Source organism: Entomomonas sp. E2T0, from assembly GCF_025985425.1.
Lineage (GTDB): Bacteria > Pseudomonadota > Gammaproteobacteria > Pseudomonadales > Pseudomonadaceae > Entomomonas.
Genome location: NZ_CP094972.1, coordinates 2,528,370 through 2,548,157, shown reverse-complemented (window position 1 = coordinate 2,548,157; position 19,788 = coordinate 2,528,370). Strand labels below are relative to the sequence as shown.

General features: G+C 36.3%; 10 protein-coding genes, 1 tRNA gene and 1 riboswitch. Of the genes, 9 read left to right on the top strand and 2 right to left on the bottom strand.

Annotated elements, in window-relative coordinates:
- The first annotated feature begins 304 nt into the window (after positions 1-304).
- Positions 305-10,015, top strand: a complete 9,711-nt coding sequence (locus MTZ49_RS12300) for an autotransporter-associated beta strand repeat-containing protein (RefSeq protein ID WP_264745831.1) — start codon at positions 305-307, stop codon at positions 10,013-10,015.
- Positions 10,016-10,419: 404 nt separating this feature from the next.
- The gene (locus MTZ49_RS12295; RefSeq protein ID WP_264745830.1) at positions 10,420-10,851 is read left to right on the top strand and encodes a DUF3592 domain-containing protein; all 432 of its coding nucleotides are present in this window, start codon (positions 10,420-10,422) and stop codon (positions 10,849-10,851) included.
- Between the two features lie 254 nt (positions 10,852-11,105).
- Here MTZ49_RS12295 and MTZ49_RS12290 read toward each other — a convergent pair.
- Positions 11,106-11,192, bottom strand: a tRNA-Leu gene (locus MTZ49_RS12290).
- A gap of 314 nt (positions 11,193-11,506) precedes the next feature.
- Between MTZ49_RS12290 and MTZ49_RS12285 the strand changes: the two genes are divergently transcribed.
- The 3 genes from MTZ49_RS12285 to MTZ49_RS12275 all read left to right on the top strand — a co-directional run bounded on the left by MTZ49_RS12285 (position 11,507) and on the right by MTZ49_RS12275 (position 12,682).
- Positions 11,507-11,938 carry a pilin gene (locus MTZ49_RS12285; RefSeq protein WP_264745829.1) on the top strand — a complete coding sequence of 144 codons (432 nt, stop codon included), beginning with the start codon at positions 11,507-11,509 and terminating at the stop codon, positions 11,936-11,938.
- Positions 11,939-12,075: 137 nt separating this feature from the next.
- On the top strand, positions 12,076-12,366 hold the full coding sequence (locus tag MTZ49_RS12280; protein WP_264745828.1) for a hypothetical protein: 291 nt from the start codon (positions 12,076-12,078) through the stop codon (positions 12,364-12,366).
- A gap of 118 nt (positions 12,367-12,484) precedes the next feature.
- Positions 12,485-12,682: a phage holin family protein gene (locus tag MTZ49_RS12275; RefSeq protein WP_264745827.1), complete on the top strand. Its 198-nt coding sequence runs from the start codon at positions 12,485-12,487 to the stop codon at positions 12,680-12,682.
- A gap of 401 nt (positions 12,683-13,083) precedes the next feature.
- On the opposite strand, the gene MTZ49_RS12270 is transcribed toward MTZ49_RS12275, so the two are convergent.
- Positions 13,084-13,356: a hypothetical protein gene (locus MTZ49_RS12270; RefSeq protein ID WP_264745826.1), complete on the bottom strand. Its 273-nt coding sequence runs from the start codon at positions 13,354-13,356 to the stop codon at positions 13,084-13,086.
- A gap of 760 nt (positions 13,357-14,116) precedes the next feature.
- Between MTZ49_RS12270 and MTZ49_RS12265 the strand changes: the two genes are divergently transcribed.
- From MTZ49_RS12265 to MTZ49_RS12250, 4 genes are all read left to right on the top strand, one after another.
- Positions 14,117-15,178: a DUF2333 family protein gene (locus MTZ49_RS12265; RefSeq protein WP_264745825.1), complete on the top strand. Its 1,062-nt coding sequence runs from the start codon at positions 14,117-14,119 to the stop codon at positions 15,176-15,178.
- A 4-nt stretch (positions 15,179-15,182) separates the two neighbouring features.
- Positions 15,183-15,554, top strand: coding sequence for a translation initiation factor Sui1 (locus MTZ49_RS12260; protein WP_264745824.1), 372 nt, complete (start codon positions 15,183-15,185; stop codon positions 15,552-15,554).
- Positions 15,555-15,581: 27 nt separating this feature from the next.
- Complete coding sequence (speA, locus tag MTZ49_RS12255; RefSeq protein ID WP_264745823.1) at positions 15,582-17,501, top strand: arginine decarboxylase; 1,920 nt, start codon at positions 15,582-15,584, stop codon at positions 17,499-17,501.
- 32 nt (positions 17,502-17,533) lie between these two features.
- Positions 17,534-17,738, top strand: a riboswitch (cobalamin riboswitch).
- A gap of 108 nt (positions 17,739-17,846) precedes the next feature.
- Complete coding sequence (locus MTZ49_RS12250; protein ID WP_264745822.1) at positions 17,847-19,784, top strand: TonB-dependent receptor domain-containing protein; 1,938 nt, start codon at positions 17,847-17,849, stop codon at positions 19,782-19,784.
- Positions 19,785-19,788 lie beyond the last annotated feature (4 nt).

Here is a 19,788-nt window from a genome sequence, read left to right as displayed (position 1 = left end):
CGAAACTAAAATAATTACATTAACTAGGAATAACAAGGGACGAGTCTAATATTTTTTGTTGGAACTAGAAAGGCGAGAATTTATATACTCCTATTAAACTTAATTAAGGTGCTAGCTTAACTAGCATTGATAGTAGTAGTTTATTTAGTACTGTAGTAAATGGTGTAGTTTTTAGAGTTATTCATGTAGTTATAAATTTTCATTGTTTCATGTATGAAGCAAAGTAAGGTTATTTATAAATCATGGCTACAAAGAAAGATATTCATATCTCTCTTTAAATTAATGCCATTTATGGAGTGTACTAATGAACAGAATCTTTCACGTGGTATGGAATCATACCCATAGCACTGATGTGGCTGAATCTGAAACTAAAAAATGGCATATGAAAAGTTGGGGGCGTACTGCATCATTAGCTATGGCCTCAACCTTAATTATCACAGGCGCATTTGCAGATGATGTTGAGTGGTCAACGGCTTATCCGTCTTATTTATTTCCTGGCTCAATAAATTATGATCAGATTACTGAAACAGGTATAGCCTTTACCATTGATGGAGATACAAGCAAAGCTAATCATTATGCAGCGGGAACTACTTTAAATATTACTGGACCTATTCCTGTTATTACCCCCGGCTCTAATGGAACTACCACTTCTATATTAGTACGTGACGCGCTGTCTGACAGTGCAGGGACTAATGCCGACCCTGGAAGAATAACCACTATTTATGCTACTGATTCAAATGGTAATACTACACCTATAACTTCTGCTAATATTGATCAGTTTAGCTATTCTACTAATCCCTCTATACCACAACAAAATCAAGAATTAAATGTGGTTGTGCCGGGGCTTGAAGGGGGTTACTCAGTAGTTAAAGTTTACGATTCATCTACTTTTTCATCACCAGGTACTTCGCTAGTCGGTGATTTGTCATTAAGTGTATATGATCCAAATTCTTTTCGCATTTATAACAACTTTGGTATTGCAAAAGTAACCTCTGTTGGAGGTACCGCTAATATCAATATTGGTGCTGATACAGAGAGCTCAACCCCTATTGCTGCAGCGGCAAACACGATTGATCTATTAGCAAAAAACTCTACTTTGGCAAGAGCAGAAGGTACTGGCTCAGCCAAAAGTAATGTTAATTGGATTTCAGATAATTATATTAACTTTGCTCCTGCTGTAGTATTACCAACAGAAGAAAAATCTCAACAAGCAGTAAGTTCTCACTACAGTGATAGTATTACGTTACCAAACTATATAAAGGTAGGGAATTTTGTTATACGTAATCCTTTACAGCCTACTATTACCTTTACTATCAATTCCGCACAAGATATCTCTAAAGTTAATGACTTTCTATTAGGTCAAGGAGATTATAGTGGTAGAACAGGCCAAGTTCAGTTGTGGTTAACAGGTAAAGTTACTTTGCCTGATTATAATTCTGCAGTGATAGATTCAACAGCAATTGCACAAGGCGTTTATGACAGTATTATTCAGGGGTTGTTAGCAACAGAAGAGCAAAATCGTGTAAATTTAACTTATTATGTTTGGGATGATAAAGGGGTACATATCAATAATGCTACATTGGCTACAGGGGATTTGAATGTTATTTATGCCACAGGTGCAAATGCTACTGGTACGGTAACCAGTCAAGGTAGTTTAGCTGTTAATGGTGCTTCAGCTGTTATGAGGGGAGATAGTGGCGCAACACTAACTAATGATGGCAATATAAATATTTGGCGTTCTAGTAGCTCTAGCCCAATGGCTATTGGTATGCAGGTTACTGATTCAACGGCTACTAATAATGGGGTAATCAATGCAGGACTCTTCCTTGAAAAAGATGGTTCTAACCAAAATGTTAATAATCAAGGTAGTATAGGTATTCTTGCCACAGGATCAAGTACAGTAAATAATAATGGTTATATTAACGTTGCTCTAACCGATGGCAATACAACTAATACCATCGGTATACAAGCGCAAGGTTCAACAGTTGCAAGTAATAGTGGCACTATTGCCGTGGTAGGTAATAGTAATAATGCTAATGGTAGTGCAACAGGGTATGGTGTCTCTGTTTTTGATGATGCTACTTTTACTAACCAAACCAGTGGTCAAATTTATGTAGGTAGTAAACCTATTACTAGCTCATCTGGCTACAATCCTGATGTGATGGTAGGTGGTACCAAACAGTCTGCAGGTATTTTTGCAACAGGCACTGGACAAGTTGTTAATAATGGTACCATTACATTAGGTGAGAATACACGTAATGCTGTAGGTATGTTAGTTGATGGTGCTACTGGTCAGGTTACTAATAATGGTACTATTAATGTACTTGGTAAATTAGTTAATGGTACAGCAGCTCCTAACTATGGTTTATCTGTAATTGATACAAACAATGTAACTAATAATGGCACTATTAATGTATCTGGTGATAATAATATTGCTATCAATGTACAGGCTCAAAATGCCGCAGCTACGGTAGAATCTACTAACACAGGTAAAATTGTCGTAGGTGCAGCAGGCGATGCAGGCGGTAGTGATAATAATCCTTATACTTATCGTAACTATGGGGTATTTGCTGAAGGGCTTGGTGGTAATTTAGCAACAGCTAATGTTAACTCCACGATTGAGTTACAATCAGCTGGTGCTATTGGTGTACATGCACGGGGTGATGCTACTATTAATGTGGGGCCTGATTCTACACTTACATTTAATAATATCAATCAAATAGGTTATTACGCCTATGGACAGAATTCACAAATTAATCTTTCTAATGCTACCTTAAATGATAATGGTCAGTTAGGTTCCATATTATTCTTAGTTGATCATGGTGCGACATTTGATGGTGACTCTGGTACTTCAGCAGGTGCTTATGATTTAACAGTTACAGGTACTGGGTCTATAGGTGTATTTGCAAATGGTTTTGATAATGGTGTAGATGGTTCTGGCGGAACCGCTGATGATGTTTTAACGACACTTAATACAGGTGATGCAACCATTACAGTGGCTGGTGATAAAGCGGTTGGTGTAAAAGTTACTGGCGGTGCTCAAGGTACTATTAATAATGGTGGTATTATTCTTGCTCATGATAATACCACAGGGGTGGTAGTTGATGGGCGTACTTATACCATAGATGGAAAAATTGGTACGGCAGATAACGCATTAGATACTAAAGTAGTTTCTAATGCTGAAACGATAACCACAGACTCACAAAGTGGTATTGTAGGTTATGATGTTTCTTATAAAGGGCAAGTTACACTTAATGGTAATGGCACTAATGGCATTAATTTAAGTGGTACAGATAATATTGGTTTATACCTACATAATGGTGGTATTGGTATTAATAATGCGCCTTTAAATGTATCAGGAACTGATAATATTGGTGTGTATATTAAAGACCAAGGTACTTTAACTAATACTGGTGATATTACTGTAAGTGGTGCAACGGGTAGTGGTAATGTTGGGGTAAAAGTTCAAGGTGCAGGCGCAATAGTTACTCAATTAGGTAATGTAACCGCTAATGGTGGTTTGGCCGCAGTACAGTTAATTGATAATGGTGCTAGTTTAACCATTGAAGGTACCAATAATCATATTGTTGCTTCTGGTGGTGCTGATGGTATTCGTATGGATGCGGGTGCTTCATCATTAACAGCTAGTAATACAGTGATTGATATTACTGATTCAGGCGCAGGTATTAACAATAATGCTGATACTTCCAATGTTGATCTTAATAATGTCACTATTAATGCGGATGATGGCCCTGCTATTCGTACTGCTGTAACATTTGCCGCGGAAGGTACGGGTAATGTTCTTAATGTTTCAGGTAGTGGTTCAGGTTTTGCCTTTATGCAAGCGGATGGTAGTGATACTACAGGTAATTTGACGATTGGTACAGGCTATACCATTAATGTAACAGGTAATGATGGTGTTGGTATTTTAGCTAAAACAGATGGTAATGTTGTATCTGGTGCTAATATTACAATGAGTTCAGGCAGTGGTGCTGCGATTGTTGCACAAAATGCTAATACAGTGACTAACAGTGGTAATATTCAGACAAGTAGTGATGTGCACAGTACTATCCTTGCTGATAATGCTTCTAACTTTACTAATAGTGGTACTATTAATTCAAGTAGTACGCTCAATCCAGAAGCTTTAATTAAAATTAATGGTTCAGCCGCTAATCGAACAATTCTTAATACAGGTACTATTACAGCTAATAGTCAAAATTCAACTGTTATTGATGCAACAGGTACTGCTAATAATACCGTTACTAATCAAGGTATATTACAAGCAGCAACAGATACAGCATCTGCCATTCTTACAGGTTCAGGTAATGACATTATTACCTTAGCAGGTACACTTACTCGTGGTGTAATTGATGCGGGTAGTGGTACAGATACTTTTATTTGGAATAATGGTGTTTTTGAGGGGCAAGTTGATTTCACTGGTGCAGACGGTAATGATACTGCTCAGATTGGTGATGTGGATATGGCTAAAACTCGCCATATTCTCACTGAAGGAGGAAGTAATAGTACTCTAACCTTAACCAATACGCATCTTTGGAATGGTAACACATCAGGTTCTGCGTTGATTGGTTCACTTGCCAACGATGATCTCTCTGTTGCAACTAATATTGGTACAGGCTGGAGTCAACTTAATGTTACGGGTAGTTCAGCAGATGTACGAGTAGTAAATAACCTTGAGTTATCAGGTGTACAAAAAATTAGTGTGGCAGATGGAGCTACCTTACGTACAGGTGATAATACAGTCAATGCTGATTTGGCTACTATTAATAACTATGATGTTGAAACAAGTGGTGCTTCTAGTAAAGTTATTTTTGATGGAGCTTCTGCAGATCAGACTTATTCAGGTATTATCAGTGGTAGCGGTGGGGTAGAGCGGGCTACAGGCGGTACAACAACATTATTAGCCGATAATACTTGGACGGGTGATACGCTTATTGATGCAGGTGGTACATTGCAACTGGGTAATGGTGGCAGTACAGGTGGTCTTTCTGAAGTTACTAATATTATTGATAATGGTCTTTTTGTTGTTAACCGTAATAACACTGTGCAGTTAAATGGTGCTATTACGGGCACAGGTGCTTTCCATCAAATTGGTACAGGTTTAACTCGTCTTAATGGTAATAATGCTTATCAAGGCGAGACACTAGTTAATCAAGGCACTTTAATTATCAATGGTGATCAGTCGGCAGCAACAGGCGCTACTACTGTAGCGAGTGGTGCAACTTTAGGTGGTAATGGAACCATTGGTGGTGATGTTACTTTTGCAGGAAATACTACGTTAACTCCAGGTGATGGTGGTGTTGGTACACTAACCATTAATGGCAATTTAGCACTTGCAGACACAACTAATGTTAAGTTTGAGTTAGGTCAGGCTTATACTCCTGGCGGCCCTCTAAATGACTTAGTTGATGTAAAAGGGGATTTAGTATTAGATGGTGAGCTTAATGTAACTGAATCTGCTGGCGGTGCATTCCTTCCAGGAGTTTATCGTTTATTTAATTATGGTGGTGCATTAACTGATAATGGTTTAGAAATTAGCTCTCTTCCACCTGGAAATTCAAGTATATACACAATACAAACAATACTAGCAAATCAAGTTAACTTGGTGTTAGGGTTTCCTGAAGACGGTCATAAGTTACAATATTGGGATGGTCCTGATGTTGCTGGACATCATGGCGCAACAGGTATTGAGGGTGATGGTGTTATTGATGGTGGTGATGGTATTTGGCAGTCTAATGCAGTAGGTGATACAAATAACTGGACTACATCCAATGGTGTAGGAAATGCTCCTTGGGCTCAAGGGGATTTTGCAGTATTTGGCGGTGAAAAAGGAACTGTAACGATTAGCGATGTCAATGGTCCAGTCATTAGCTCTGGTATGCAGTTTCTGACAGATGGATATGTTATAAATGGAGAAACTAATGCGACATATCCTGATGGTACAGTGCCTTTAGTAATTGATGCAACCACTGATGTAATTCCTTCCGTTAATTATGCAGCAGAAGGTGAAACAGTAGCTGATGCTTATTATGCAATCCGTGTAGGTGCAGGTGGAGCGGGGGCGGATGTTACAGCAACTATTAATGCAGATTTAGTAGAAAATACAAATTTTACAGATTCACTAAAACTATTAAAGTATGATCCCGGTCGTTTAGTCTTACGTGGTAATAATACTTATAGTGGTGGTACAGAAATTTATGGCGGTACTTTAAACGTTGCTAGTGATAATAACTTAGGTTTAGGTGGTACTTCTATACTGATTAATAATAATTCCACATTACAAATAGGTGCTGATTTTGATACAGATCGTGCTATTTTCCTAAGCGAGACTGGCGGTGGGAAATTTGACTTGTATGGCAATACATTTACACCATCGGGTTTGATTGGTGGTGAGGGTCAATTAACTGTAATGGACTCTACAACTGATGGTGCTGATAGTACCTTAGAGTTAAATCGACAAAATACCTATCAAGGAAGTACCACAGTAACGGGTAAAGATGGTAATGGTAATGTGGTTGTTAACGCTAATACCACAGGTGTATTTGGCCTTGCTAGCAGTGATATAACTATTAATCATCAAGGAACTATTAACTTTAATAATGATGCAGCAGCGGAGAGTCATAATTTTAGTCTTGATGATGGTCTTTTAAACTTTAACAATACAGCATCAGCTGCTGATAGTGTTACTGATGCAAAAAATGGTTCTATTATCAATTTCGCTGATACGGCTAATGGTGGCAATGGTCTTTTTACTTTAGCTACTAACACCACAATGAACTTTAAAGATCAAACCAATGCAGGTAATGCACAAATTGATAATACTGGTTTAGTAACATTTGCTGATGATGCACAAGCTGAAAATGGTGTTATTACCAATAATGCAGGTGGTATTGTTAATATAGCGGGTGCTAATAATACCACTACCATTGGTTCTCTGTCTGGTGCAGGTAATGTAGAACTAGGTGCTACAACCTTACGAGAAGGAACACTTAATCGAGATGATACTATTAGCGGTATTATCAGTGGTAATGGTGGTAGTTTAGAAAAAGTAGGTACTGGTACCCTTACGTTAACAGGTGATAATACTTGGACTGGCACTACTTCTGTAGAACAAGGTGTATTATTAGTTAATGGTAATCAGCAAACCGCTACAGGAGATATCTCTGTTGCAGCCAATAGCTCATTAGGTGGTAATGGCACTATGGGCGGTAAAGTCACTGTAGCTGATGATGGCCACATAGCAGCAGGTGCCGATTTAAACAGTGTAGGTACCTTTACTGTCGGTGGTTTAGAACTTAGTCAAAATTCTCAAGTTGATTTCCAGTTTGGTCAACCCTATGCTGTTGGTGGAAGTCTTAATGACTTGATTAATGTTAATGGCGATTTGGTTCTTGATGGTAAGTTGAACATTACTCAAACACCAAGTGGTAGTTTTGATGTGGGTGTATATCGTGTATTTAACTACACAGGTAATTTAACAAACAATATTATGGAATTTGGTGATGTGCCAGGTGCTGCTGATGACCTTTATATTCAAACTTCAATTGCTAATCAAGTAAACTTAATTAATAAAGCTGGTCTAGAGTTAAGATTCTGGGATGGTACTGGCGGCTCTGGCGGTGTATTAAAAAATAATAGTGTAATTGATGGTGGTGATGGCGTTTGGCAAAACAATCTAGGTAATGATAACTGGACAACGGATGAGACCAATCCAGAAGGTGCGATCAATGCATCTTTTAGTAATGGATCATTTGCCGTATTTGGTGGTGAGAAGGGTAATGTTACTGTTGATAATAGCCTAGGTAAAATTTTGATTAGTGGTATGCAATTTACTACAGATGGTTATGTAATAAATGATGGAACAATTACTGCTAATGCCACAGATACTATAATTCGGGTTGGTGATGGAACGACACAAGGTGCTGATTATACTGCAACTGTTAACTCTGTTATTGATGGTACTGGTAGTGTCGTGAAAACAGACGCAGGTACATTAATTCTTACTGGTACAAATCTATATAGTGGTGGTACACAGGTACGTGGTGGTATCTTAGAGGTTTCACGTGATGAAAACCTAGGCCAGTCTGGAACAGGTATTACTCTAAATGGTGGTACATTACGCTATGGTGATGCTTTTGATACTAGCCGTACAGTAAGTGTTGTTGATAATGGAGGAGCTATTGATACGAATGGTAAAAATGTTTCCTTATTAAGCTCCGTAGTAGGTGATGGTCAATTAATTAAAACAGGTGACGGTACTTTAACATTAACCCAAAACAGTCAATACACAGGTGGTACTACCATTGCCAAAGGTAACTTACAATTAGGTACAGGTGGCACAACGGGCAGTATTATTGGTGATGTGGTCAACTATGGTGTGTTACAAGTAAATCGTTCAAATACGTTAGAGTTGAATGGTAATATTTCAGGTACAGGTCAATTATGGCAACAAGGTACTGGTACTACCGTGCTTAGTGGTAATAATAATTATTCAGGCATTACGTTAGTAGAGAATGGTACGTTATTAGCAAAAGGTGCTAATAAATTGAGTGCAGCATCCGCACATGCAGTTAGTCAGGGTGCGTTACTAGATACAGGCGGTGATAATCAGGTAGTTGCTGGTTTAGTTAACCAAGGTACCATTAATTTGCGCGGTGGTGATATTGGATCTGCATTAACTGTTAAGGGCAATTATGTGGGATTAGGTGGTGTAATACAACTTGCTGCCCAACAATATAGTACAGGTATCGCTGATAAGTTGGTTATTGATGGTGGTACAGCATCAGGAAACACTTTACTAAAAGTGGATGCCAGTCGCTTAGGTGCGTCAACTACAGGTGATGGTATTGTGGTAGTGGAGGCACTTAATGGTGCTACAACTACAGCTCAAACTACAAAAGATGCGTTCACTTTAGGTGCTCCTACTATTCAAGCAGGTGCTTATCAATACAGCTTACATGCTGCTGATGCTTCAGGTTTAGGTGAAAATTGGTATCTACGTGCTTCTTTCCGTCCAGAAGTATCTATTTTTAACAGTATAGGTACTACCGTACGTCAAGGCGATCTTGCTGTATTAGGAAACTTACATTTACGGGTGGGTGATGAATTAACCTCTAGTGACGACACTTATGTATCAAAAGATGAAGAAAATAACAGACGTTTTTGGATTCGTTATATACATCAATCAAACCGTCAACGTCTAAGTGATTCTTTAGGTACAGAAGCTAACTCTAATATGAACGGTATGCAAGTAGGTTTTGATCTTTATAGCAATCGCAATTGGAATGCTGGTCTCTACACTACCATAATGGATACTGATACCAGTATTAGTACTAGAAGTGCAGGATCGTTAGGTGATAACTCTGCTTTATCAACCTATGTGGGTGGCTATGCAACATGGACAGATGATAATGGATTCTATGTTGATAATGTATTGCAATATGGACATCATCGTATTGATCTAAAGCCTAAACAAGGTAGTGAGAAATACCATCCAAATGCTAACAGCTATGTTGCATCTGTTGAAATAGGAAAACCATTCTATTTTGGTGATACTAGTTGGGCAGTTGAACCACAAGCGCAATTAGTTTACCAACACAGTGACTTTAAAGATGTTAACTTAAAAGGTTATGCAACCACACGTGTTAAAATTGATACTGATGATTCTGTCATGGGGCGTTTAGGTCTTCGGTTAACAAAAGATATGAATACTGATTATGGTAAAATAAAACCTTATGCTCGTGTTAACCTATGGCAGCAATTATCAAATGGTAAAGATACTGTATCGTTTGAAAATTTAGCTAGTACAGATGGTAAAACAATCATGAAAACTGAACAACGCTATAGCACTACTGAACTAGCTGTAGGTGCAACTTGGGGTATTACTAACAATGTTCAGGTTTATACTGAAATGGGTAGAAGCTTCCAAAATAGTGGTCATAAAACAAAAATTGAAAATGATTTTAATGGTTCTGTTGGGCTTAAAATTCGTTTCTAATATAGTATCTTAAGCATTAAGGGCAGATCAGAATACTTTGATCTGCCCTTAATTTTATATTTACTTAATGGTATTAAATCCACTTCAGAGAATGCCATAAACGAAGTACTTAGAAATGTAGGGTATGACACCAAAACCGAAATATGCGGGATGGCTATTGAACCAAATTTTCAAACGTTACAAAATAACGCTTTTTGTCTAAGTGTTACAATATAAGCCTTGCAATACTTGCATTATAAAGGCAACTTTTACAAAGTAAGGGCTTTTTCTACCATTGTCTAAAAATCTGACATTAAAATAAAAATAATATTGCTATAATTCAAAATTATCACAGTAAACTATAATTAGTTAAAAATTAATGGCAGGGCGAACTTTATAGTTTTATGTTATGAAGATTTTTATTTATGTACAGAGGTAAATTAGTTTTGGAAAGATTAATAACTGCTTTAACAGGCATTGCTGTATTGCTCATAGGTTTTTATTTATATAATAAACAAGACAACATGTACAAAAATGGTATTCCAGCTATAGGAATAGTTACTGAAAAAGATACTAATATCCTCTCTACCAGGAATAAAGGCTCTCGTTTAACAATAAGTTTTACAGATAAACAAGATAGTAATTATGATTTCCAAACCTCTAGAGATACAGCATATAATAGCTTTAAGAAGGGTGATACTGTACGAGTACTCTATAAGGAAGATAATCCCAATTATGTTGTATTAGATAATGGAACTATTTCTATGAAAGAAATAGTAGGATGTACTGTAATAGGTATTGCTTTAATAATCTTTTCAATATTTGGAGACATAAGTTCCTTATTTAAAAAAAGATGATTTTTTAAGAAATAAGACAGACAAACCAGAGTATTAGCCATAGTCAAAAGTAATATAGGACGTGGCATAAATAATCATTTAGCCAGTATTCTAAAGGCAGCCCCTACTATAGGATTTTTTTATACCTGTGAAATTAAAAATTGAAATTTAACTTAATAGGATAGGTTAAAAATAAGATAGGGATTAAATTAGGGGTTGATAGAAATTATATAAATAAAAAACCCTAGTTAAATTAACAAGCTAGGGTTTACATATGGTGCCTCGGGCGAGACTCGAACTCGCACGTTATCGCTAACAACGGATTTTGAATCCGCCGCGTCTACCAATTCCGCCACCGAGGCAGGCGTTGCGTATTCTATGTTCTGAATTAATCAATGTCAAATCATTTCCCTATCGATTTATAGCCATTTCCCCAACTATTAGTGTTCTAAAGGTTCAGCTTCTTGTCCTATCCTGATATAGCCTTAGAGATAATCTAACTACTTGACTATGAGGATGGGGAATGGAAAAATTTCTATAATTAAAAAATCCGTTCATAGAAAGCCAGCTTGATTGTTGGTTTTTTTATGTCTTTTTTTCTTGCTAGAGCCAAAAGAATAAACACTCCTATATTACTAAAATGAAATCTCCATTAATAGTAAAAGGAGATTTTAAATTGAAATTAAAATATATGATGATATCCTTACTCTTGGGGATCACAATATCATCTTTTCAAATACAAGCTGCTGGATTAGACCCTGATCGTATAGATTATATTGAAAAAATGGCAGTAAGTGAGGCTAGCTATCTTGCACGCCCATTTAGACTTTCTATGAGTGATCAATACTCAAATACATTAAATTGTAAATTGAGCTTTATTACAAAAGAGTCAATTAGACAAAATTTAGCATTAAGTTCTTTTGTGGACGAGATTGACGCCAATGAGGACTGTACAGTGAATGTAAAGTTTGTTAATCATACATATATGCCTAGTTTAAGCAGTCAAACACTTACTTTTAAAATGAGCCCCACTTCTGCTGGTTATATGTGGGATTGCTCTTTTTCTGGCCAGTCTGGAAATATACCTAGCTACTGTACATCAAATTAATTAATACATATAAGCCGCATCTGATAACAGGAGGGGCTTTTTTTATGCCTGTTTATTCTTGCTAAAGCCAAAATAAATAATTGTATTAAATGACTATTATGGAATTTCCAAACTAACAAAATAAAGGAAATTTCATAATGCCATATGTTAATGAGTTTACAAGAAGCTCAGCTTTGAAAGTTGAGAGAGAAACAGAATGGGTTCTTGAGCCTAATAAACATGTATATAAAGTAACTGTCCCTGTTGCTATGTCAAAAATAGTTCCAAATGATGATGTTTATAAAACTCATGGAAGTAAACTGTTTCTTCATACAGAATTTGAATTTAAAATAATCGCAAACTCTAATGCTTCTGTTGTAGAGATTGAGAGTCAAGCAAAACAAGCGTTAAAATCAATGCTGGCTACAGATATTATATTTAATCTTTAAAATTAAAAGCCCCTTTCTAACGATAGACTGGGGCTTTTTTATCTGCATTAAGGTATTGCAATTCAATATTATCACACATTGATGTGTTGAAATAATACAACTTTACTTAAGAGAATTTATGCCAAATAAAGATCCTAATCTATGGCAATCAATTTACCTAGCAATAACAGCTTCAGCTACATGGCAAGGTGCAATTATGGCCTCAATTATAGCAATACTACGTATTTTATATGATGGTAAAGAAACAAAGCCTTTAAAAATTATATTAGAGGCAGTGATTTTTGGCGCTTTATCGCTTTGTGTAGTAAGTATTTAAGCACAGTAAAATAGAGTTTATATCACAGGGCTAGAAGCTAAACGAACTGAGACAGAGAAACAAGCTACTAAGCTAGTTCAAGACAAAGAAATATGAAAATCAAACTATTAATAACTGGATTGGTCAGTCTTTACCTAGTGGATTTTACTAAGGGGGTTAGCTGTGGGCTTGCAGTCATTAGCGTTTAATAATAAGGGCATAAAGCAGAACAAATAATTAGAAATCGTTTCATAAGAGAATATCCTTAAAATATTTTTGGGTTATCAGATTTAATTACGATTATAGTCTATTAGAGGGATAATATTACTGATTATTAGTGGATATAGTATTAATTTAGACTGCAAAAGCACTCAATATTACTTAAGTGCTTTTATATTTGAAAAATAATAAGAACCATGGAGTTACTTAGGTAGACCTGCTTGTGCAACAGATGGACATGACTTATTAAGTACATATATAACATAATATTCATTCTGTAAGCTACCATAACCAGCTTGCCAGCGAGTTCTAGAGTAAGTGCATTGGTATTGCATATCAAAGCCAATCATACTTGCTTTACTTGATTGAAAATACCATGCGCCATAAGTGATTTCACCTGCTGCATTAGCGGGTAAAGATGTTAAACCAGCTATAACTCCTACAGTTATTACGAATGTAGTCATTAGTTTTTTCATAATATCTCTCCTAGAAATTTCCTTTGAAGCAAAAAGCACTACTTCTTTTAGTGCAAAATGATAATAAACTAATTAGGAAAGTTTATTATTAGACCTATGTATTATGACTAGAAAATTGTTCACTACTATTTTTCTAAAATAGCATAATATTTCTTTATCCCTCTAATGGCTTGAAGTCTATTAGTTCATATATATGATAGTTTTCTTTATCAGCTTTAAGTAGCTGTAGATAAAATTATTAATTTCCAGTTGATTATGATGTAACCATGAAATCAATATTTATTTAACAAGCTTAAGTGAAGGTCTTTTTAAATTATATAATTTATCTATTTCATATAGTTAAGATGTAAGGATTGTTCTAATTCTTCGTAAGAGTATCTAAGATCAAGAGTAAGGTTTGTGATTAGGGCAATCTATAACAGATGTTTTTTATGCTCAAGATTTAATTCTGCGGGTTCTCTAGTTCTATAGCGCTTTGTTGACATTGTTCTCCATAGGTATCCAGATTGTCCTTTTGTAATTCGTCCTAATGGTTTAGGTCTAGAGGTTCAGCTTCATTATCCTCCTATAGAAAAATTAAGGACAAGTTAAGATAAGACAGATTATTTAGCCCTTTAGCTGTTCGAATAGAAGCTAACTTAATACTATTATTAATGTTCTGTAATAAAAATATCTTTATTATTAGAAATAAAATAGCAACAAGTATTGTCTATCGTTATAATTTATTAAAATCTATTTAACACAAGGCTGAATGACTATTATGTTTGGGTTTAAAAAAAAGAACACAACAGATGTAGCTGCACAACAAAAAGCTGTGATAGAACCTAAATCTAACACTAAACGCTGGGTAATAAGAATTAGCGCAGGTGTTATAGGTATTTATTTGCTGGTTTGTATAGTAGTAGGTATGTATTGGAGTAATGAGCCTGAGATGTTTTCTGTAAAAGAAAATGCTCAACAAGCTGCTGTTGCTTTGCAGTTAGACCCACAAAACCTCCCTGTTGGTTTTACAACAGTGGAAACTTTAAAAAGAGTGGTTTCTACAGTTATTCATAAACCAGGTGGTTATCTTAATAATGATATGTTTCCTCCAGGATTATGGCTAGATAATATTCCTAGCTGGGAAATAGGTGTTTTAAAACAAACTCGTGATATGACATTGGCCATGCAAAGGGCTTTTTCTCGTTCTCAGTCACAGTCTTCTGAAAATATTAACCTATCTAAAGCGTTTGAAAATTTTAGTACAGAGCCAACACGTTGGTTATTTCCAGCTGCTGAAGAGCGTTATCAAAATGGTATTAATTTTTTAACTGCTTATGAAAAACAATTATTAAATCCTGATGATTCTAATGGTAAGTTTTATGCTAGGGCAGATAATCTTGCTGCATGGTTAGGGCTTGTAGAAACGCAATTAGGTTCAATTTCGCAACGTTTATCAGCTAGTGTTGGACAACAAAGTGCTGAGTTATCCGCTAAAGATATTACTGATGATCCTTCTGCTAAGGAAAAGATTGATAAAACACCTTGGTTACAGATAGATAATGTGTTTTATGAAGCACGTGGTCAAGCATGGGCTTTAGCTCATTTGTTACGTGCAGTTGAGATTGATTTTCAAGATATTTTAGCTAAGAAAGGTGCTTTAGTAAGCATAAGACAAATTATTCGTGATTTAGAAGCTACTCAGCAATCTATTTGGAGTCCAGTTATTTTAAATGGTAGTGGTTTTGGTTTTTGGGCTAATCACTCATTGGTAATGGCAAGTTATATTTCACGTGCTAATGCAGCAGTAATAGATTTACGTCGTTTATTAGAGCAGGGTTAATAGTGTGGCTAAAAAACTATCTTCTTTAGCAGATTTAGGTGGTTTAGTTTATTCAACTGATTCAGGGCGCCATTGCCCAGATTGTGGAAAACCTGTCAATCAATGTGACTGTAAGCAACAGTTAGTGATTGAAGGCGATGGTGTTGTCCGTATTCGCCGTGAAACTAAAGGAAGGGGAGGCAAAACTGTTACAACTATTACAGGTATCCCTTTACCAGAGTCAGAGTTAAAAGATTTAGCAACAGCTTTAAAACGTCGTTGTGGCACAGGTGGAACTTTAAAGGAAGGCATTATTGAAATTCAAGGTGAGCATGTTGAGTTGTTAATGCAAGAACTTGTTAAGCGTGGTTTTAACGTTAAGAAATCAGGGGGCTAAAACCCTATTAAATAATAAGGGCAAGTAATGTCAACAGTTATTAAGCGTACCCGTAAAGATGATGGTAGTGAGTGGACTGTAGCTGATACGCGCAGTGTTTATGGCGTTAGGCATTGGAGCGCTGGGTATTTTTCTATTGATGAGCAGGGAAAGTTATTAGTTCATCCGCAAGGAAATAATACCAGCAATATTGATTTACGTTCACTTATCAATCAATTAAATGAGTCTGGCTTACAGCTTCCTTTATTATTGCGTTTTCCTGATATTTTACAAGATCGTGTACGTCGTTTAACAGGTGCCTTTGATGAACAAATTGCCCGTTTAGATTATGCTGGAAAATATACAGCCGTTTATCCTATTAAAGTTAATCAACAAGAAGCAGTGGTAGCCAATATTATTGCTACAGAGCAAGTTTCTATTGGCCTTGAAGCAGGTTCTAAACCAGAGTTAATGGCTGTGTTAGCTTTAGCACCGAAAGGCAGTACTATTGTTTGTAATGGTTATAAAGATCGTGAGTTTATACGTTTAGCTTTAATGGGTAAAAAGTTAGGGCATAATGTTTTTATTGTTATTGAGAAAGAATCTGAAGTCCCTTTTGTTATTGAGGAATCTAAAGCCTTAGCAGTAGAACCACAGATTGGCTTACGTGTTCGGTTATCTTCTTTAGCCTCTAGTAAATGGGCTGATACAGGTGGAGATAAATCTAAGTTTGGTTTATCTGCTGCACAAATTTTTAGCGTAGTAAAAAGATTCACTGATGCTGGGTTAGCGCAGGGTATTCGCTTAATGCATTTCCATATGGGATCGCAAATTTCTAATCTTGCAGATTATCGTCGTGGCTTTAGAGAAGCTATTCGCTATTACGGAGAGTTACGTAGTTTAGGTTTACCTGTTGACTATGTGGATATTGGTGGCGGTTTAGGGGTGGATTATGATGGAACACACTCTCGCAATGATAGCTCTATTAATTATGATATGGAAGATTATGCAGCAAGTGTAGTAGGGATGATTAAGGAGTTTTGTGATCTGCAAGAGTTGCCACACCCTAATATTATGTCCGAAAGTGGTCGTGCTATTACAGCACATCATGCGGTGTTAGTAGTTAATGTTACAGATGTAGAAAAACATAATGATCAATCTCCTGTTATTGATAATTTGCTTGAACAGCCTGAAATTATCCAGCAATTAGTAGAGTTATTGTCACCCACTGACCCTGAGATGGTAACGGAGATTTATTGGCGTGCAGTACATTTAATTGAGGAAGCGTCTGCTCAATATTCAGTGGGTAAATTGGATATGGAGCAAAAGGCTGTGGCAGAGCAATGTTATTATGCTATTTGTCGTCGTTTATCTGACCAGTTAAAAGCCCGTCAAAAATCGCATCGTCCTGTTATGGATGAGTTGAACGATAAGTTGGCTGATAAATATATATGTAATTTTTCTGTTTTCCAAAGTTTACCTGACACATGGGCGATTGATCAGGTATTACCAACTATCCCTTTACAACGCCTCACAGAAGAACCTTTACGCCGCGCAGTATTACAAGATTTAACCTGTGATTCTGATGGTAAATTGCAACGCTATATCGATGAGCAAAGTATTGAAAGCACAATGCCAGTACACGAAATAGTTGATGGTGAAGACTATCTTATTGGTATTTTTTTAGTAGGTGCTTATCAAGAAATTTTGGGGGATATGCATAATTTATTTGGTGATACTGACTCTGTAAATATTTATCAACGTGCAGATGGTAGTGTTGAATACTCAGGTATAGAAACCCATGATACTATTGAAGATATGTTGCGTTATGTGCATATGTCACCTGAAAAACTGATTAATCTTTATCGAGATAAAGTAGGTAGTGCACATTTAACATCTTATGAACGTAATCAATATCTTGATGCCTTTCGTTTAGGATTAACGCGCTCTTCTTATTTAGCTGACTAAAAAGTAAATAATACAATAATATTACTTGTAACTTGTAACATTCTATTTTAATGTAAGCATCTGATTTTGCGTTAGGAAGTGGGAAACAGGTGATTCATTAAAATCCTGTGCTGCCCCCGCAACGGTAATTGATAGCTAAATTAGCACTGCTCTCTAATATAACCACTGTAATTTTTATGGGAAGGTGGAGTAAGCAGATCATAAGCCCGGAGACCGCCCTAAATTACTTATTTATAGGTATAGCGCAATTTACTACTGGTGTAGCGGAGGGTTCCACCAGCAGCTAGGGTTTATGCTGCCTGTTTTACCCTCCTCAAAAGCCGAATTATACTTTTGAGGGTTAACATGAAATTATCTTTTCTATCAGTATCTATTTTATTCTTATCCACTACTAGTACGACATTTGCCCAAGAAACAACTAATAAAGAACCTCTTGATGATGCTTTAAAATTAGATACCATCGTTGTGACAGCTAATAGGGATATTCAACCCCGTGAGGAAACAAATGCAGCTGTTACTGTATTTACTCGAAAAGATATTGATCGTTTACAACCTTCTAATGTTACAGAGCTTTTAAATAAAGTGCCTGGTGTACAGATTACTCAATCCGGAGGAATGGGAAGTAATACAGGCATTTTTATTAGGGGAACTAAAACAGCACAAAGTTTGGTACTTATCGATGGACAACGTATTGGTTCAGCTTCAGCAGGTGGGGCTGCATTACAACATTTAGCTATCGATCAAATTGAACGTATTGAGGTATTACGTGGCTCTCGTTCTGCAATATATGGTGCAGATGCTATTGGTGGTGTTATACAAGTTTTTACTCGTAGGGGAGATGGCAATGGTATAAAACCACGGTTGCGTATTGCAGGTGGTAGTAATGGGACTTGGGAGAAAAGTTTAGGTGTTGCAGGCGGTAATGATAAAACACGTTTTAGTTTAAATACTTCTTTATATGAAACTCAAGGCATAGACCGTACTCGTCGTTCTTTTCCATCAGACCATGATCATGATGCCTATCGCAATAAATCATTTAGTTTTACCTTTAGTCATCAGTTAACTGATGACATTGATGTTGGTTTTAATGCATTAGATCAGCGTGGTAAAACTGAATATGATAATCCTTATGGTCGTTATGATCCTGCAACTTATATGAGTTATCCAGATACTAAGCCTTATGATGATTTTAGTTTAAGTAGTACATCTGGTTATTTTAATTATCATATTAATGATTTTTGGACAACACGTTTAGAAGCAGGCCATGCTGAAGACAAAATAAAATCTAAAGATAAGTATAGTCCAACCAGTACTGTTTATAATACTTACCGTGACTCAGTAACTTGGTTGAACACACTTAATTTGAATGAAAAAAATACAGTTCTATTAGGTGTAGATTATTTAAACGATAAATTGCATAGTAGCACCGATTACGAGAGAACAAGCCGTTGGAATAGAGCTGGTTTTATTCAGCATAGTTATCAAGGTGATTTTGTCTTTACTGAGTTGGGTTTACGACACGATAAAAACCAACAATTTGGTAGTAAAAATACTTGGAATGCCAGTTTAGGTTTTAATATTAATCCTGATAATCAGTTAATTTTCTCTTATGCCGAAGGTTTTCGTGTACCAACATTTAATGATCTTTATGCACCACCTGGCTGGGGAGCAAATCCAAAATTAGATCCTGAAAAGTCTAAAAGCTATGAAATTCAATGGCGTAATCAACTAGCTGAAAAAACGCATTTAGAAGCCTCTGTTTATCGTACAGTGATACGTGATGCTATTGTTTCAGATAGTAGTTATAACATGCAGAATATTGATAAAGCACGTATTAATGGTTTTGAAGCATCGTTACAACAAGAGTGGCAAGGATGGATAGGTGTATTGGCTGTTAGTATGATTGATCCTAGGGATGCTAAATCAGGTCATACCTTACCTAATCGAGCAAGAAGAACTTTAAATTTAGATGTTGATCGAAAGTTTGGAGATTTTTCATTTGGTGCTAGCTGGTTAGCTGCTAGCTCTAGTTATGGTAATACAACGAATACTGCTGATATTCCAGGTTATGGTTTATTAGGTATTCGTGGTAGTTGGCAAGCAACTCCAGCCATTAAGTTTGATGCTAAGATAGATAACTTATTGGATAAATCCTATTATCGTAATACTTATGATTATAAGGCTGATCCTAATAATTGGGCTGCTCCTGCAACTACTTATGGATATAGGGAAGAGGGTATTACCGCAATGCTTGGGGTTACTTGGACACCTGATTTATTTTAATCAA

What these genes read in the sequence shown, in the direction of transcription:
- MTZ49_RS12300 (WP_264745831.1), top strand. Translation starts at nt 305, where the DNA reads ATGAACAGAATCTTTCACGTGGTATGGAATCATACCCATAGCACTGAT.
- MTZ49_RS12295 (WP_264745830.1), top strand. Translation starts at nt 10,420, where the DNA reads ATGTACAGAGGTAAATTAGTTTTGGAAAGATTAATAACTGCTTTAACA.
- MTZ49_RS12280 (WP_264745828.1), top strand. Translation starts at nt 12,076, where the DNA reads ATGCCATATGTTAATGAGTTTACAAGAAGCTCAGCTTTGAAAGTTGAG.
- MTZ49_RS12275 (WP_264745827.1), top strand. Translation starts at nt 12,485, where the DNA reads ATGCCAAATAAAGATCCTAATCTATGGCAATCAATTTACCTAGCAATA.
- MTZ49_RS12270 (WP_264745826.1), bottom strand. Translation starts at nt 13,356, where the DNA reads ATGAAAAAACTAATGACTACATTCGTAATAACTGTAGGAGTTATAGCT.
- MTZ49_RS12265 (WP_264745825.1), top strand. Translation starts at nt 14,117, where the DNA reads ATGTTTGGGTTTAAAAAAAAGAACACAACAGATGTAGCTGCACAACAA.
- speA (WP_264745823.1), top strand. Translation starts at nt 15,582, where the DNA reads ATGTCAACAGTTATTAAGCGTACCCGTAAAGATGATGGTAGTGAGTGG.
- MTZ49_RS12250 (WP_264745822.1), top strand. Translation starts at nt 17,847, where the DNA reads ATGAAATTATCTTTTCTATCAGTATCTATTTTATTCTTATCCACTACT.